The following is a 16,557-nucleotide window of genomic DNA, read 5'->3' on the forward strand; positions in this document are numbered from 1 at the left end:
GGCATATGCCCCGGCTTAATATTTATTGATTTCTTGAGGATAGTTCGTTCATCAGTGAAATGAGGTGTGGTGGCGCGAGGGAGGCCTTTTCAAGAATATCACCACGGGTGAAGATTTCTTCGGGGGTGCCGTCAAGGAGGACTTCGCCGTGGGCCATGGCGATGACTCGGTCGAAGGTGTCTGCTACGAAGTCCATGTCGTGGAGGATGGCGATGACGAGTTTGCCTTTTGAGGTTTCGGACCGGATGATTTCTTTTATTTTTTCTTTGCCTCTGTGGTCCTGGGCGATGGTGGGTTCATCCAGGATCAGGACGTCCGGGTTCATGGCAAGGACTGAAGCGATGGCAACCAGTTTTCTGTCGGACAGCTCAAGGTCGTAGGGGTTCTTTTGGCAAAAGTCATCAAGTCCTACGATTTTTAAAGCGTCGTGAGCATGAGCCTCGGCTTCTTCCTTTGTCATTCCTATGTTAAGCGGTCCAAACATTACCTCTTCAATTACGGTGTACTTGAAGATCTGGTCATCGGGATTCTGGAAAACATAGCCCACCTGCTTTGCAAGTTTTGCTACTGTTTTGCTGCCCAGGTTCTGTCCCCGGAAGGTGAGGGATCCGCTGTCGGGTTTCAGGAGTCCCTTCAGTATGCGCACAAGGGTTGTCTTTCCTGCGCCGTTCTGGCCGATGATGGCAGTGGATCTCATGTCAAAATCGAGATTCAGGCCTTTAAAAACTTCAGTTCCTGCGACATAAGAGAAGTGAAGGTCAGAAACGGTAAAGGTTTCCTGACTTCTTCCGGTCAGGGATTGCCCTTCTGAAGCAGCTTTTCCTTTTTTGACATCCGGAGAAGTATCGCTTGGTTCCGGATTGTTTATTGCCGGGGAATTTGAGGATGCAGGATCGTTTAGCTCCTGATTGTTTATTGCTGAAGATTTTGATGATGTGGTATTACCTGGATTGCCGTAGCTCATTTCCCTGAGTGACATCAGAAGCTCCTCTGTATCAAGTTGACCTTCCTTTATAAGTGCCAGGGTCTCCGCCTTTGTCACCGGATAAGTTCCGTCAGCATTTCTCAGATCATTCTTTCTGGCAAATTCAGTAAAGGCGGGAGCACACATTCCATAGTCTTGAAGATCCTCTCTTGAAAAGATCCTGCCCGGGGTATCAAAAGCCACAAGTTTTCCTTCATGAAGAAGGACGATCCTGTCACAGTATTCCGCAAGCTTTTCAAGCTTCTGCTCGATCATGATGATGGTAATGCCGGATTTTGTCAGTTCGTCAACGGTTCTGAATACTTCTTCGGAACCTGCGGGATCCAGCTGGGAGGTGGGCTCGTCAAGGATCAGTACCTCCGGTTCCATGGCAAGTACTGAAGCGATGGCCACGCGCTGAAGCTGGCCTCCTGAAAGGTCAAAAGGATTTCTGTCTCTGAATTCCCATATTCCAAAACGCCGGAGCACGTTTTCAATGCGTGAGCGGATCAGGTCCGAATCTATGCCCAGATTCTGAAGTCCGAAGCCCACCTCATCATAAACTGTATCTTTGGCGCCGCTTAGCTGATTGAAGGGATTTTGGAAAACAAGTCCTGCCTTCTGACAAAGTTCACTTGTGGGTATTGTTTTTGCATTCAGCCCATCGATAAGAACCTGACCTCCGTATGCACCTTTATAGAATTGGGGTATAAGTCCGGGAAGAGCCTGGGACAGGGTGCTCTTTCCGGCACCGTTTTCACCGGCGATACCGATGAATTCTCCTTTTTCGATATTTAAACTTACATCATTAAGAGCAAGCTCTGTTGCTCCCGGATAGCGATATTTCAGATTTTTGATTTCGATATATGACATGTCAGCTTCTTTTATTAAATGATAATTCTATTTATCCACCTGTGACGGTTCTCCCCGGCGGGAACCGTCACAGGTGGATTTCTTTGAAAATGATTATTTTGTGTTTTTTGTATCGGTCATACAGATGCCTGTCCGGTCGGTTCAATTAAAAATAGTAATGATCTTCCAGATGATAACTCCCACAAGACTCAGTATACTAGCCCATTTTATGATGTGATCCGGTGTTCTGTAGGGGTGACTGTAAAGAAATGTCTTTTTTGATGCTCTGCCAAAGCCTCTTACTTCCAGTGCTATGGCACGCTCTCTTGTGGAAGTGAGGGCAGACATAACTACCGGAGAAATGAGGGGCAGAAATGCCTTTGTTCTCGTAAGAAGATTTCCTTCTGTTTCCATGCCGCGGCTTCTTTGGGCATCGGATATGGTTTCCATGGTGCCCATCATTTCCGGCACAATCTGGAATACTGAATTGATGACGTATCCAAGCTTCGGGCTGAACCCTTTTTTCTCAAGCTCTTCCACAAGCTCCGAAGGCTTTGTAGTGAGGACAAGTATGGAAAAGCTAAGTAGCATATTGAGGATATTCAGTCCTATGCGGGAAGAGTACAGCAGTCCTTCCTTGTAAAACGTCAGGGGACCGAGGGTGAAAAGGACGGAAGCATTATCCTTATAGAAAAGTCCCTGAATGATGAAAATAGTCAGCAGGATACTGAAGGAAAATGCTATGAGCGGCAGTGCTTTCCGAAACACCCGGGTACTCATCAGCAGGATAATGCTTAATGCGGCGGCCATGATATATACCATAAGATGACCGGAAATGACAGGTATGAGTACTGCTGAAACAAGGTAAAACAGCTTGGTGAAAGGGTGAAGCTTTGTCATCCATGAGCGATTGTCTGTATATAAAGAAATTGATTTCATGTTTGCCTCTCAGGAAATACAGCGTCACGAGAAGGAAAAATCCTGGTTTCGTAAAAGTTTTTATGTTGAAAGAATCATTGATTCTTTTAGAGTAGTTCAATGTCACGTGTCATCCGCTTAAAAAAAATTGTGGACAGAAGCGGCATTATGCAATGAAAGGCGGTCATGAATCCCATGACCGCCTCAGTTTCCAAAGTCCTGTTTAATTTTAGCAAAAAATGATGATCAATCAAGTGACTCCAGCATTTCGTTCTCGTCGAAAAGAGCAGTGAGCTTTTTCGGAAGCCTGCTTATGATGAGGTATACGATGAGTCCGGTGATGAGTTTGTCAGGAATATCAACAACAATTTCGTCGAGGAGTGAACCGATAAATACCGGGATGCCCTGAGACTGAGTTGCTGCAAAAACCGCATCGCCCCAGACATTACCGGTGGTGCCGCCCCAGAATGCGATGTTAAGCGGAGTTGAAACTATAACTGCAGCAATACCGCCCACGCAGGCTGTCATCATTGCCTTTGTAAATGTTGTCATGAAGCCAAGTCTTGCCATGATGCCCACAGCGATTCCGATGCCCACTGATGCGAGAGCATAGATAAGGGTGATGTTGTCGCCGGTTGTGAAACCATAGATCAGATTGTTTGCAGCTCCGCAGATGGCTCCGATGATGGGGCCTCCGATGATGGCTCCGATACAGGTTCCGATGGAATCAAGCCACAGTGGAAGCTTCAGGACCTGGGCAAAAAGTCTTCCGATATAATTGATGCCAATGCAGGCAGGGATCAAAACGATCACCGGTGTTGAAAAAGATGTTTTAAATAATTTTCCCAAAGTATTACGCCCCTTTTATTTTGATTTTGAGAGCCAATGTTCAGCCCTCAGGGCAGATGTCTCATCCTGACAGGACAATACTGTCAGATAGGGATGAAAATCTGAAAATTGACATCATTATACACCTTTTTTTCTGAAAAGAAGATATTTTGGAGAAAAATCAATTATCATAGAAATAAACAGTTTAATATGGGAGACAAATTATGAAAAAGGAAGATCTTGTACTGGTTATAGATATGCAGAAGGTCTACATGAAGGGGAATCCCTGGGCCTGTGAGAATGTGGGGAGGGCGGCTGACAGGGCTATGGTTCACGGAGGAGTACCTATAATGGATGCCCTCCTGCTCCTGCATACAATATGTAGCGGTGGAGCTGTTAAAAATATGAAAAATATTACTATTTCTCCGTAGCAAAATATTTAGAAAAGAGGTATGCTTGTGGTGTTGCGCTATCCTATATTACGGCGTGATTTCAGAGGGGTAGAGAAGGTTATGATTAAACAGATTTTTCGTTCTGCGATTCTGGCGCTTTCGTTGAGCGCTTTACTCAGTGTTTCTGCTTTTGCGGATAATGATAATTTCGTTACTGCGAATGTACCTGCGGGCGTGGAGGCACCCAATTCGCCAATGTATTCTGAGGCAGAGCTCAATGCCATGAAGGCGGCTCAGTCGCAGCAGGCAGTTGATGCCGTAAATGGTGTAAATTCACCTATAAATATGGCTGCAATCAATGCTTCGGCTTCATCACCTTTTGAAGCTATGGTTACAGGGCAGAAGCTTGCTTCAGTAAATGGCATGTCAGTTACATATCAGATGGCAACGGGAGAAACCGTTGTGCTTGACGGACTTACCATTGCATCCTGGGTTACGGGAAATGACGGTTCATCCATTTATGTTGATCAGAATCAGGTTGCGGCTTATGTTCAGGGCCTGAAGGATACCTATGATACAAAGGGTGTACAGACCTGGCTTAGTGCGGACGGAACCCAGAAGTCCCTTGCTACAAGCTACGGTTATTATATTGACCTTGCAGGAGAGACGGCAGCCCTTACTGCCAATATCCAGGCACTTCAGTCCGTGGTCAGACAGCCGGTTTATTCCTCTGTAGCAGCCCGTGGACAGATGCCTCAGTGGGGAGATACCTTTGTGGAGGTTTCTATTGCCTCCCAGCATGCTTACTACTATCAGGGCGGCAACTGTGTTTGGGAAAGTCCTATAGTTTCAGGTACTCAGACAAATCCTGATAGAGCCACACCCAAGGGTGTATTTTCGGTTTATTCCAAGGAAACGAACAGAGTTTTGAAGGGACCTATAAGTTCCAGTACAGGAAAGCCTACTTATGAGTCACATGTAGATTACTGGATGCCTTTCAATGGAGGCATCGGACTTCATGATGCAAGCTGGAGATCCTCCTTCGGCGGAAACATTTACCTTTCAAACGGAAGCCATGGCTGTATCAATCTTCCGAGGGACAGGGCGCAGGCTCTGTACGGTCTCATCGGTAAGGGAACCGTAGTGGTTGTGTGCGATTAAGAAAACCATTAATCTGAAAATGATTTTTGTTAAAACAGAAAATGTGATATCAAAAATGAAACATTTTATAAAATTTTTATGATTTAGTAACTACGTTCATAAGAATTTGCTCGAAAATAGTAAGCATTGTTTATTAGATCTTCACCTTGAGTTCATATTTGATATTTAGAATAGCCTCCGTTGTGTGAAAACGGAGGTTATTTTTGAATTTAAAAGACAGATTATTTGGTAGTAGCGAAGCAAAGACTAAAGAGATGAATATGGTTGAAAGCATCTCTGTATCCAACTTCATGGATACAAAAAAGCTCATGATCTCTACTATCGCAGTTATGACGATTTTGACAATGTTTACAGTGCCGGCTTTTGCGGAAAACCGTACCAGAGACAATACCGCACTTGAGGAGACTGTAAACGCAGAGTACGAAAAGAAACTTAAGGCAACAGAGGAAGCGGCTTCATCCATCCAGGAAGCAGCAGTTTCTTCGGAAAGCACGGATTCAAGCAGCAACAGTACATTAAATGAAAAAACATCAACCATAGCAGAAGGTGTTTCATCAACAGAAGCAAACACAGGTGAAACAGATGATGCTGCTCTCAGCATTCCTGATGCTGAATCTGTAGCTGCAGAGGCATTGGCATCCGTGACAGAAAAGGATTCGCTTGGAGATAAGGTGGCACAGTATGCAAGCCAGTTTATAGGTAATCCTTACAGGTATGGCGGATGCAGCCTTACATCAGGAACTGATTGTTCGGGATTTGTAATGAGTGTTTACGCTAACTTTGGTATTTCCCTTCCTCACTCCTCATCAGCGATGAGATCTGTGGGTGTGGCGGTAGGAAGTCTCTATGAGGCTCAGCCCGGTGATATCATTTGTTATTCAGGACACGTTGGAATATATCTGGGAGAGGGCAGACTTTTATCGGCTCTCGGAAGCAGATATGGAATTACTATTAACAGCGCAACATACAAAAGAATATTGGCTATAAGACGACTGGTGTAATGAGACAGGTCAGAGCCGGAGGGCAGCCCTTTATAAACGGGTCGCTTGCGGCGGAAAAATCTAACAAAGCCCCCCTAAGAACCACTAGACCCTCGCCAATGTCAGATATTTTCTTTATGAAAAATCTGACTTGGCGAGGGGGCTAAGGAAAAAGGAATCAAGTGGTTCTAAGGGGGGCTTTGTTGATTTTTCTCGTCCTCGCTCAACGTTTATAAAGGGCTGCCCTCCGGCTCTGACCTACATATTTAACGTCATACCTCATTTTTTAGATATTTTGCCAGCTTTTTCAGCGTTTTATCATTACGGCGGAAGTAGCTGTATCTGCCTTCGTATTTGACTTCAAGGAAACCGGCCTTGACCAGAAGGTCAAGGTCATGTGATGTGGTGGACTGGGCCTTGCCGGTCTTTTTCTGAATGTCAGTGACTGAGACCCCTCCTGTAAAGTCAATGTCTTCTAAATTTTGTTCTTTGCGGTCAGGAAAATACTTATCCGGATCCGTAAGCCATTTCAGAATATCAAGCCGGGTTTCGTTGGCCAGTGCCTTAAGCATTATTAACGTGTTATCTCTTTTTTTACCCATGGTTCAATTATAAATTGACATTATAAAATGTCAAAAAAATATATTTCGCCATAAGGTTGACCCATATCATGTGTCAACAATGCGAAAGTCGGCTGAGAAAAAATTTCTACCCGATTTTGTGGAATTCAAAAAAGTTATCAACATGATTTATGCAATATTTAAAAAATTTTATACTTATACACAGACTTATCCATATTTTGTGGACAAATTTAAGTGATTTTATAATTATTTTAAGGGGAATAGTGGATATTACTGTGGATTATATTTCTCCCCTCCAGATATAAAAAATAGGAAATTGCAACTGAGGGATTAAATGTCTATATTTTTTAATTGTGTAATTTAAAGTGTTGAAGTGTGTTGTCCTGTAGTTGCGTATTGAATCAAAAGATCAGTTTCCCGGGAGTCAATGCTCCCGGGTTCTTTACGTTAAAGGGGACGGGCATGGGAGGTTCAAAATGGAAAAAAAGAAAAGAGGCAGTTTTACCGGTAAGCTTGGATATGTACTTTCGGCGGCCGGTGCATCGGTCGGACTTGGAAATATCTGGAGATTTCCGTATCTGGCAGCAAAATACGGCGGAGGAATTTTTCTTCTGGTTTATATCATTCTGGCGGTGACCTTTGGCTATACCATGATCATGGCGGAAACCGCCCTTGGCAGAATGACGAAAAAATCCCCGGTGGGAGCATTTAACAAATTCGGCCATGGCTGGCAGTTCAGTCTGAGCGGCTGGATCAATGCTGTCATACCGATTCTTATCGTTCCTTATTACAGTGTTATCGGTGGCTGGGTAATCCGCTATCTGGTTGAATATTTAATGCCGGGAGGAACAGTAAAGCTTGCGGAGGATGGTTTTTTCACAGACTTTATCACAAACGGACCGCAGGTTGAGATATGTTTTATTGTCTTCTCTGTTATGACGCTCCTTGTTATCTATTTTGGAGTTGAGAACGGTATAGAGAGAGTTTCGAAGTTCATGATGCCCGTACTTGTGGTGCTTGCAGTCATCATTGCAGGTTATTCAATGACCAGACCCGGTGCCGTAAGCGGTATTCTGTATTTCCTGGTACCTAATCCGGACAACTTCTCCTGGATGACAGTGGTTTCAGCCATGGGACAGATGTTCTATTCTCTTTCAATAGCAATGGGAATTCTTGTGACCTTCGGTTCTTATATGAAGAAGGATGTTTCTATCGAAGAAGCTACCGAGCAGGTGGAGATATTCGATACAGGCATTGCGATCATGGCAGGTTTAATGATCATTCCTGCAGTATTTGCTTTCTCAGGTGACTCTGCAGCAGAGAATCTTAAAGCAGGTCCATCACTTATGTTTATCACCATGCCGAAGATTTTTGCAAGCATGGGCTTCGGTACACCGATGGGAATTCTTTTCTTCGTGCTGGTTCTTTTTGCTGCACTTACTTCTGCTATCGCACTCAGCGAGTCAGCGGTTTCAACTTTTGAGGATGAGCTTCACTGGAGCCGCAGAAGAGCAACAGTATTCACAGGTGTCATCATGGTGGTGCTGGGTACATTGTCAGCTCTTGGCTATGGACCGCTTGCTGCGGTTACGGTTATAGGTATGCAGTTCCTGGATTTCTTTGATTTCCTTACAAACTCTGTAATGATGCCGATCGCGGCTATGTGTACCTGCCTCCTTATCGTGAGGGTTGTTGGTATTGATAAAATCGCTGAAGAGGTAATGCTTAACGGGCAGAGATTCCGTCGTAAGCCGGTGTTTGACTTTATGATAAAGTATCTGTGCCCATTCTTTGTAGTGATCATTCTGTTCTCGTCAGTGGCGAGTGTATTTGGACTTATAAGCATGTAAGTTTTATCCCGGAAGGGCGGCCGGAGCCGGTGGGCATCCATCTAAAGCCGAGGCGCTTCGTCGGAAAAATCTAAAATCGGACCCCTAAGAACCACTAGGCCCTCGCCAATGTCAGAGTTCTCTTTATGACAACATCTGACTTGGCGAGGGGTCTAAGGAAAAAGGAACCAAGTGGTTCTAAGGGGTCCGATTTTGATTTTTCACGACTCAGCTTCACGGCTTTAGATGGATGCCCACCGGCTCCGGCCTTTCTATATACGGTTGAAGGGTTGCTTTCAAAATTCTGTCATTTATTTAAGCTTCTTTCACATCTATTGAATAGATTGCAGTCTGTTGGTATCCTAGGTCTACGACGATAGGTGGTGGAAGCTTTACTGTTGTCATGGAAAAGTGGGACTTCATAAAAGATCGGAGAAGTTATATGAGTTTATATAGATATAGAAAAACAGTGGCGGCGGCGCTTACGGCGGCGATGGTGGCCATGGGGGCTTTCGGCGGAAGCATTAGCGCGCTTGCGGTGGAGACAACGGTCACGGCTTCTGTTACGGGGGATACAAGTACCGACTGGTGGCATGGCTTTGTTAATGAAGACGGTTCAACATTTACATATATTGAGAAGGGTACCGAGGTTTCCAAGTTCCAGAATATGGATGGAGACATTGACTGGCAGGCGGCCAAAGCCGATGGGCTGGATTTTGTTATGATTCGTATTGCTTACGGTACAACTATGGATCCGTATGCTTATGTTAATATTCAGGGCGCTCAGGCTGCCGGCATCAAGGTGGGAGTTTATCTTTGTTCAACCGCGCAGAATCTTGAGGATACAAAGGCGGAGACTGAGCTGACGCTTCAGATGCTTCAGGGAATCACTTTACAGTATCCTGTGGCTTATGACGTAGAGGTAAATAAGATGCTTGAGGGTGGCGCCACGGCAGATGACATGACAGCCATGATCAACTATTATTGTCAGGCTATGACTCAGGCGGGATACATACCTATCGTTTATGCCAACAAGACCTGGCTTACAAAGCATATGAATCTGTCACAGATTCCTTATGATGTGTGGTATGCTTCCTATCCTTCAGATAAGGTTTACAGACCTGTTTACGGTGCCGCTACCACAATCTGGCAGTCCAGCGAAAAGGGAACGGTCAATGGAATCAAGGGTTACGTTACCACAGAGTTTTCCGTAAAACCTTACGGAGGTTCCAATGGCGTGGCTCATGGTAATATCTTTGAAACTTCAGCAACAGCAGCAGGAACTCCTGAAGTTACCGAAGCTGCCGGTACGACAACGGGACCTCAGGTTCCGGTTGTAGGCGAATCCACCGGTGCAAGTGTCTCGGTTACAATACCGCCGACAGGAGGAGCGACAGCGTCGACGGGAGAAACATTGGCAGCAGGTGGAATAGCGTCTACGACAGGTGAGACAACTGCAGCAGGTGGAATGACAACTGCAGCAGGTGGAATAACATCGACGACAGGTGAGACAACAGCTGCATCTGCAACGGACACTACGACGGGATTCAACGGCACCGAGATAACCGCTGACGGTCCTGTGAGGGGTACAGAAGCAGTTGAGAACAATGTGATGGGCTCCACCGAAACCCCTGTTGCAAATGAAAATTATGCACTACAGATAGTTGAGGCTGTCGAAACAGCACAAGGCTAAGATTAAAAAGCTCTATGGATTAAGAAATCCGTAGGGCTTTTTGTGATTTTTGACATTATGACTACGGTTATATGGTCGATATAAATTGAAGAACAGAAAAAATATGTTAAAATATAAGATGCTTTTTGAAAGGAGCAAACATAGATGAAGCTACGTAGTATTTTATTAACCACAACGGCTTTTGTGACTGCATTTGCATTATCATCACTGGCAGGTGAGGTAAGTACTGTACGACTGAATCTGTCACCGGACAATGAAAGTACCATGAGCGCCGGTGAGATGTCCAGCGGCGAGGAGCCCGGTACATACGACAGCACATATTTTATCTATGATTACAGTATATCCGGAACCAGCAACAAACCGAAAATGGCCTATACTTATACCATGGACATCCATCCTGCAGAGGGGTTTACCTTCTCTGACAATTGTGCTGTGGAAGTGAGTGCTGCGACCTCTGTAAGCATTCTTTCAAGAAACAGCCAGAGTATACGTGTCAAGGCGACAACATTCCCCTTCTACGTACTGAAAAATCCGACTAATTTTTCGGAAAGCGGGAATGAGATAACCTGGGATAAGGTTGACTATGCAGATAAATATTCCGTCTATATTTACTGGGAAGACAGCAATGGCGATGACCACGAAACTCACACGTCGGTTACCAATACCAAACATAAAGTGAGCATTTCGAGTTATAATTCCAATGACCGTTCCCTTAATTATATTTCGGTACAGGCACAGGCCAGCGGAGACGGTGGAAAATTTATCGCAAGTTCTCAATATGTAAGAAGTGATGGCGGAATAGATGACGACAAGAGTGAATCGGAGTATATTTTTAATATTCCTGTGGCAAGATCCAATTCACTGACTACATCATCTTCTACCGCAACGGTTAAGAACAGTGCGGAGAATGTATTCGGACCGGGATTCAATCTTCAGAATGGTCCGGGAACCACCAACTCGTCAGAAGGCACCTGGATGCAGTATATGAATGACTGGTACTATTGTAAGGACGGAGTGTTCCTTACCGGATGGATATGCCCGGATGGCGTTAACAGATATCTCCTCGGACCAAACGGAGCGATGCTTACGGGGTTGCAGAGAGCAGATGGAAAATGGTATCTTCTGAATACCGAAGAGGGTTCAACAAAGGGCGCAATGCTCGTTGGCTGGTGGAAGATAAATGATAAGTGGTATTATTTCAATGATCAGTTTGGTGATGATTATGGCGCTATGCTGACAGATACTACTACACCGGATGGAAAACATGTGGGTTCTGACGGAGCCTGGCTTGGATTCTAATTTTAATAACGTAAGTGAGGATAGGTAATGAAGAAAACAGCACTTGTAATTATGGCGGCAGGACTTGGTTCACGTTTTGGCGGCGGGATCAAACAGCTTGCAAAACTGGGACCAAGCGGAGAGATCATCATGGATTATTCGATTCATGATGCCATCGAAGCAGGATTTGATAAGATAGTTTTCATTATAAGAAAAGATATCGAGAAGGATTTCAGAGAGATAATCGGAAACCGTATCGAAAAGGTGGCAAAGTGCGAGTATGCTTTCCAGGAGATAGACAAGCTTCCTGAGGGATATTCGGTTCCGGAGGGACGCACAAAGCCCTGGGGAACAGCTCATGCTCTTATCCAGGTTCGTGATCTCATCGATTGCCCGTTTGCGGTTATCAATGCCGACGATTTTTATGGCAAGGAAGGCTTTAAGCTCATCCATGATTATCTTGTAAATCAGATGGATGATAATGCTTCTGCCTTTGATATCTGTATGGCAGGCTACATCGTTGGAAATACGCTTTCAGACAACGGTACCGTTAACCGTGGTGTATGCAGAATGGGTGAGAATGATTATCTTAAGGAGATCAACGAAACCTATGATATCGAGAAGCGTGCTGACGGAAGCCTTGTAGGAAGTGATGCAAACGGAAATGAAGTAAGAGTTGACGGTGATGCCATTGTTTCCATGAACATGTTCGGTCTTCCGGAGAAGTTCCTGGATACACTCATTGAAAACTTCCCTGCATGGCTTGATAAGAATGGAAAAGAGATGAAGTCAGAGTATCTGCTTCCTCAGGAGATAAGCGGTCTTATGCAGGAAGGAAAGGCAACAGTAAGAGTTCTTAAGGATCGCGACAAGTGGTTTGGTGTTACTTATGCAGAAGATAAGGAAGCCGTTCAGAAATCCCTTAAGGATCTTGTGGACAAGGGAGTTTATCCTGCCAGTCTTTTCTGAGAAGACCCATTGATCAGTGTTTCTGTTATCAGGAAACATTGAACCAATGTTGTTGTCTTAAATATAGTGCCGGCAGAGGCACTAAAAAAAGTGAAACGGAACATAGGTTTTAATGGCTGATTCATATAGAGAAAACAGAAAGAATGAGCTCAGGAGGAGAGTCGTTGATACAGAGACTCTCCGGGAGCGTGAATATAAGAAACACGAAGAGCGACAGGGCAGAAGGCCCCGTCGTTTCTTGGTGTTTTTGCTTATTATGATAACTGTCATGGTGATAGCTGCAGGAGGATTTTACCTTGCTCACCGGCAATTCCGGGATTTCAGCGTGAACTGGACAGTTGACTTTACGGCACAGGAAGGCGCCATTGACTCGGATTATGAGGAATATTACATTTATGCAGATGGTTTACTGAAGGTAACACGAGACGGAGCTTCCTATATCAATTCTGCCGGAAAGACAATGTGGAATCAGGCTTATGAAATGAGTCATCCCTATGCCACTGTGAACGGTGACTACTGTGCTATCGGAGATCAGGGTAAGACCACCCTCTTTATAATGAATTCTTCCGGTACTACAGGGCAGGCAGAGACGCACCTTCCCATAAGCAAGCTTTCGGTTTCAGGTACCGGAGTTGTATATGCACTTATAGAAGATTCGGCAGCAAGCCACATAACTGTATTTACCAGAGATGGTGCGGCCCTTGACATTAGCATCAAATCAATCCTGTCGGGTGATGGATATCCTGTAGACATAAGTGTTTCGCCGGATGGAACAGAGCTTATGGTCTCGTTTGTTTCACTTGAAGGAGGCACAATTCAGAACAAGATTATTTTTTATAATTTCGATGAGATAGGTCAGAATGCAGGAAATAATCGTGTTGTAGGTGGATTCACAGAAGATTTTACGGGACATCTTACAGGAAGAGTTCACTTCTCCGATGATACTTATGCACAGGCATTTTATGACGGTGGTATAGCATTTTTCAGCACAAAGGTGCTCACAAGTCCTGAGCTTGTGAATAATGTTGCAATACCCGAGACCATGCGTGCCATAGCCTATTCCAGAGACTATGTCGGCGTTGTGACATTGAACTCAGACGAAAATGTTCAGGAAGCTTACAAACTGACGGTTTACAGATCAAACGGACAGACTGTGTTCAGTACAGCTTTTTCATTCAATATGTCAGGATTTGATATAGACGGAGATAAAGTATTCTTATACAATGACAAGAGTTTGAGAATCTACGATATGAGTGGAAATATCAAGTTCGATGAGAATCTGGATATTACGGTTTCCAAGGTCAGAGGAACCGGAAAACTCACAACCCCTTTAGGAATGGATGTTCTTGTGGGGAGCTCGAGTCTGGTGGAATCTGTAAAAATAAAATAAATAAGTCTTACAGTACTATACCGTCTTAGTGTATAGTACTTATACACATAAAAATGCCGGTAAGGGGGCATGGGTGTTGAAAGATTTAGCCGGTCCATTAGAAAATCAATCAAAATGGATCGGTGTTTCAAAATGGAGGAGATAGTATGAATCAGTATGTTGTTGGTGTAGATGTTGGAGGTACTACAGTTAAGTGCGGCATTTTTGCTATCAATGGTGTACTTATCGATAATTGGGAAGTACCAACAAGGAAAGAAGAGGAAGGAAAATATATTCTTCCTGATGTAGCGGATTCAATAAAGGCTCATATGGCTGAAAAGAAGCTTGAGCTTGATGATATCGAGGGAATCGGAATCGGAGTTCCGGGCCCTGTGCAGCCCGATGGTTACGTTCATGTATGCGTGAACCTTGGCTGGCATGGACATTATCCTGCAAAGGAAATGAGAGAGCTTATGGGCGGAAATATCAGATGTGCGGCAGGAAATGATGCCAATGTTGCGGCCCTTGGCGAAATGTGGCAGGGCGGCGGAAAAGGTCACAGCAATCTACTTATGGTGACTTTGGGAACCGGTGTAGGCGGCGGTCTCATCATTGACGGACACATCATTCCGGGGGTTCATGGAGCAGGAGCTGAGATCGGTCATATCCATGTAAGAGACGGAGAACCTGAGCAGTGCAACTGCGGTGGTCACGGATGCCTCGAGCAGGTTGCAAGTGCAACAGGTATCGTTCGCGAGGCAAAACGTACTCTTGCGGCTTCAGAGGAGCCTTCTACAATGAGAGATTTCGGAGACGGACTTACAGCCAAGGATGTTTGTGACTGTGCAAAGGCAGGAGATCCTCTCGCAGTTAAGAGCCTCGGAACAAGTCTTAAGTACCTTGCTCTTGTAATGGCACAGGTATCAATGATAACCGATCCTGAGCTTTTCGTAATAGGCGGAGGAGTTTCAAAGGCAGGTCAGTATCTTGTTGATGTGACCAGGAAGTATTATGAAGAATTAACACCGCTCTTAAACAAAAAGGCAGATATCACTTTGGCAACTCTCGGAAACGATGCGGGAATTTACGGAAGTGCAAGACTTGTACTTGGTAATGAATAATTCACCGGGTAATTCAACTGGGACGGAATGTTTATGTTCAGGGAAATGCTGATCTCATCAGTGTTTCCCTGTTATTAGTTTAAACTTCACCGAGGGGGGATTCTCACGGTTGAGAACCTTCCCGGGTGGTTCATTGTTTGCAGGAGAAGACAGAGAATATATAAGGTGAAGAAACAGTGAAGAAATCGTTATTTTTAAAATTCATAGCGGCATATATCATATTTGGTGTGCTGGGCTTCTCTGTTGTGGCCATTCTGTCCTCCAGGCTTACTTATCGGTATCTGGTTCAGGAGAGGGCCAACAGTCTCTACAGTGAGGCAACCCTCATTGCCACAACTTACTCTGAAACAAAGGATACGAGTCTCAGTGAAGCGGTGGTTACCGAACAGATGAACGCAGTCTCCACCTTCCTGGATGCAGATATCTGGATTGTGGATCGTAATGGTGTGATCCTCAGTGATGCGGGCAAGGAAGGATACAAGGGACAGCAGATAGAGGCCTTTGATACTACCCGTACCGGAGCAAGGTATGAGGTTGGAACCTATCATAACATGTTTCAGTCGGAAGTTCTTACTGTTATGGCACCCGTGACCAGGGCATATGTGACCAGCGGCTATGTGATCATTCATAATTCCATAGACAATATCCTTTCGTCCCAGTATGAAATTTTGAATATCGTTTACATAACTGCACTCATTATATTTATTTTGTCGCTGTTCATTCTGGTGGTGTTCTATATCATTGTTTACAGACCACTTAATAAGATAACCATTGGAGCGACTAAATATGCGGCCGGAGATTACAGCTATAAGATAGAAACGAAGTCAAGAGATGAAATGGGTTATCTTGCGGAGACTCTTAATTTCATGTCGGATGAGATATCAAAAGCTGATGACTATCAGAAGCAGTTTATCGCTAATGTCAGCCACGATTTCAGATCTCCTCTGACATCCATAAAGGGATATCTTGAGGCTATACTTGACGGAACTGTTCCAAAGGAGCTTGAGGAAAAGTATCTCAGGAGACTTATTTCCGAAACAGAGAGGCTGACAAAGCTTACCAGGTCAATGCTTAATCTTGGTACTCTTGATAAAAAGGGGTTCCTCAGTAGGACAAACTTTGACATTAACAGAGTTATAAGAGATGTCTGTGCCAGCTTTGAAATGACCTGTCAGCAAAAAGAAATAGTCTTTGAGCTGACTTTTGCGGAAAAGAAGGAAATGGTCTATGGGGATTACCCGAAGATCCAGCAGGTTCTTTATAACCTTATCGATAATGCCCTGAAATTCAGCAATCCGAAGTCCTCCATAAAGATCACTACGGGATCCAGAGGCAGCAAAGTATTTATTTCGGTAAAAGATACCGGTATCGGTATCCCCAAAAAAGACGTACAGAAAATCTGGGACAGATTCTATAAAGCTGACCAGTCAAGAGGCAAGGATAAACACGGCACCGGTCTGGGCCTCAGCATAGTAAAATCAATTATAAACGCCCATGGCGAAAACATCGATTGCATCTCCACCGAGGGTGTTGGTACGGAATTTGTTTTCACATTGCCTGTCGCTTACTATCCGGAATAAGAATAATCCACCGAGACGGTTCTCATCTTCGAGAACTATCCT

The 16,557-nt window shown here is 44.5% G+C and carries 14 protein-coding genes; 10 read left to right on the forward strand and 4 right to left on the reverse strand.

Annotated features, from left to right (window positions below; translation table 11 throughout):
* Positions 1-22: 22 nt before the first annotated feature.
* The 3 genes from T357_RS21655 to T357_RS0101705 all read right to left on the reverse strand — a co-directional run bounded on the left by T357_RS21655 (position 23) and on the right by T357_RS0101705 (position 3,583).
* Complete coding sequence (locus tag T357_RS21655) at positions 23-1,837, reverse strand: ABC transporter ATP-binding protein (RefSeq protein ID WP_031548008.1); 1,815 nt, start codon at positions 1,835-1,837, stop codon at positions 23-25.
* A gap of 141 nt (positions 1,838-1,978) precedes the next feature.
* Positions 1,979-2,755, reverse strand: coding sequence for an energy-coupling factor transporter transmembrane component T family protein (locus T357_RS0101700; protein WP_031548010.1), 777 nt, complete (start codon positions 2,753-2,755; stop codon positions 1,979-1,981).
* Between the two features lie 225 nt (positions 2,756-2,980).
* Complete coding sequence (locus T357_RS0101705) at positions 2,981-3,583, reverse strand: hypothetical protein (protein WP_031548012.1); 603 nt, start codon at positions 3,581-3,583, stop codon at positions 2,981-2,983.
* Between the two features lie 203 nt (positions 3,584-3,786).
* On the opposite strand from T357_RS0101705, the gene T357_RS0101710 reads away from it, so the two are divergent.
* The 3 genes from T357_RS0101710 (at position 3,787) to T357_RS20745 (ending at position 6,116) form a co-directional block, all read left to right on the forward strand.
* The gene (locus T357_RS0101710) at positions 3,787-3,993 is read left to right on the forward strand and encodes a hypothetical protein (protein ID WP_031548014.1); all 207 of its coding nucleotides are present in this window, start codon (positions 3,787-3,789) and stop codon (positions 3,991-3,993) included.
* 81 nt (positions 3,994-4,074) lie between these two features.
* On the forward strand, positions 4,075-5,115 hold the full coding sequence (locus T357_RS0101715; protein WP_197027290.1) for a L,D-transpeptidase: 1,041 nt from the start codon (positions 4,075-4,077) through the stop codon (positions 5,113-5,115).
* A 203-nt stretch (positions 5,116-5,318) separates the two neighbouring features.
* A complete protein-coding gene (locus T357_RS20745) occupies positions 5,319-6,116 on the forward strand; it encodes a C40 family peptidase (protein ID WP_242840044.1) in 798 nt (265 codons plus the stop codon).
* A gap of 251 nt (positions 6,117-6,367) precedes the next feature.
* Here T357_RS20745 and T357_RS0101725 read toward each other — a convergent pair whose 3' ends face one another.
* Positions 6,368-6,667, reverse strand: coding sequence for an ArsR/SmtB family transcription factor (locus T357_RS0101725; protein ID WP_031548020.1), 300 nt, complete (start codon positions 6,665-6,667; stop codon positions 6,368-6,370).
* A gap of 485 nt (positions 6,668-7,152) precedes the next feature.
* Between T357_RS0101725 and T357_RS0101730 the strand changes: the two genes are divergently transcribed.
* The 7 genes from T357_RS0101730 to T357_RS0101760 all read left to right on the forward strand — a co-directional run bounded on the left by T357_RS0101730 (position 7,153) and on the right by T357_RS0101760 (position 16,515).
* The gene (locus T357_RS0101730) at positions 7,153-8,526 is read left to right on the forward strand and encodes a sodium-dependent transporter (RefSeq protein WP_031548022.1); all 1,374 of its coding nucleotides are present in this window, start codon (positions 7,153-7,155) and stop codon (positions 8,524-8,526) included.
* 421 nt (positions 8,527-8,947) lie between these two features.
* The gene (locus T357_RS19850; protein WP_049962204.1) at positions 8,948-10,198 is read left to right on the forward strand and encodes a GH25 family lysozyme; all 1,251 of its coding nucleotides are present in this window, start codon (positions 8,948-8,950) and stop codon (positions 10,196-10,198) included.
* Positions 10,199-10,342: 144 nt separating this feature from the next.
* Complete coding sequence (locus T357_RS0101740; RefSeq protein WP_031548026.1) at positions 10,343-11,497, forward strand: hypothetical protein; 1,155 nt, start codon at positions 10,343-10,345, stop codon at positions 11,495-11,497.
* Between the two features lie 27 nt (positions 11,498-11,524).
* Positions 11,525-12,445, forward strand: a complete 921-nt coding sequence (locus T357_RS0101745) for a nucleotidyltransferase family protein (protein ID WP_031548027.1) — start codon at positions 11,525-11,527, stop codon at positions 12,443-12,445.
* A gap of 112 nt (positions 12,446-12,557) precedes the next feature.
* The gene (locus tag T357_RS0101750) at positions 12,558-13,835 is read left to right on the forward strand and encodes a DUF5711 family protein (RefSeq protein WP_031548029.1); all 1,278 of its coding nucleotides are present in this window, start codon (positions 12,558-12,560) and stop codon (positions 13,833-13,835) included.
* Between the two features lie 146 nt (positions 13,836-13,981).
* On the forward strand, positions 13,982-14,935 hold the full coding sequence (locus T357_RS0101755; RefSeq protein ID WP_031548031.1) for an ROK family glucokinase: 954 nt from the start codon (positions 13,982-13,984) through the stop codon (positions 14,933-14,935).
* Between the two features lie 176 nt (positions 14,936-15,111).
* Complete coding sequence (locus T357_RS0101760; RefSeq protein ID WP_031548033.1) at positions 15,112-16,515, forward strand: HAMP domain-containing sensor histidine kinase; 1,404 nt, start codon at positions 15,112-15,114, stop codon at positions 16,513-16,515.
* Positions 16,516-16,557: the final 42 nt, after the last annotated feature.

The sequence above is a fragment of the Oribacterium sp. FC2011 genome, from assembly GCF_000701645.1.
Lineage (GTDB): Bacteria > Bacillota > Clostridia > Lachnospirales > Lachnospiraceae > Oribacterium.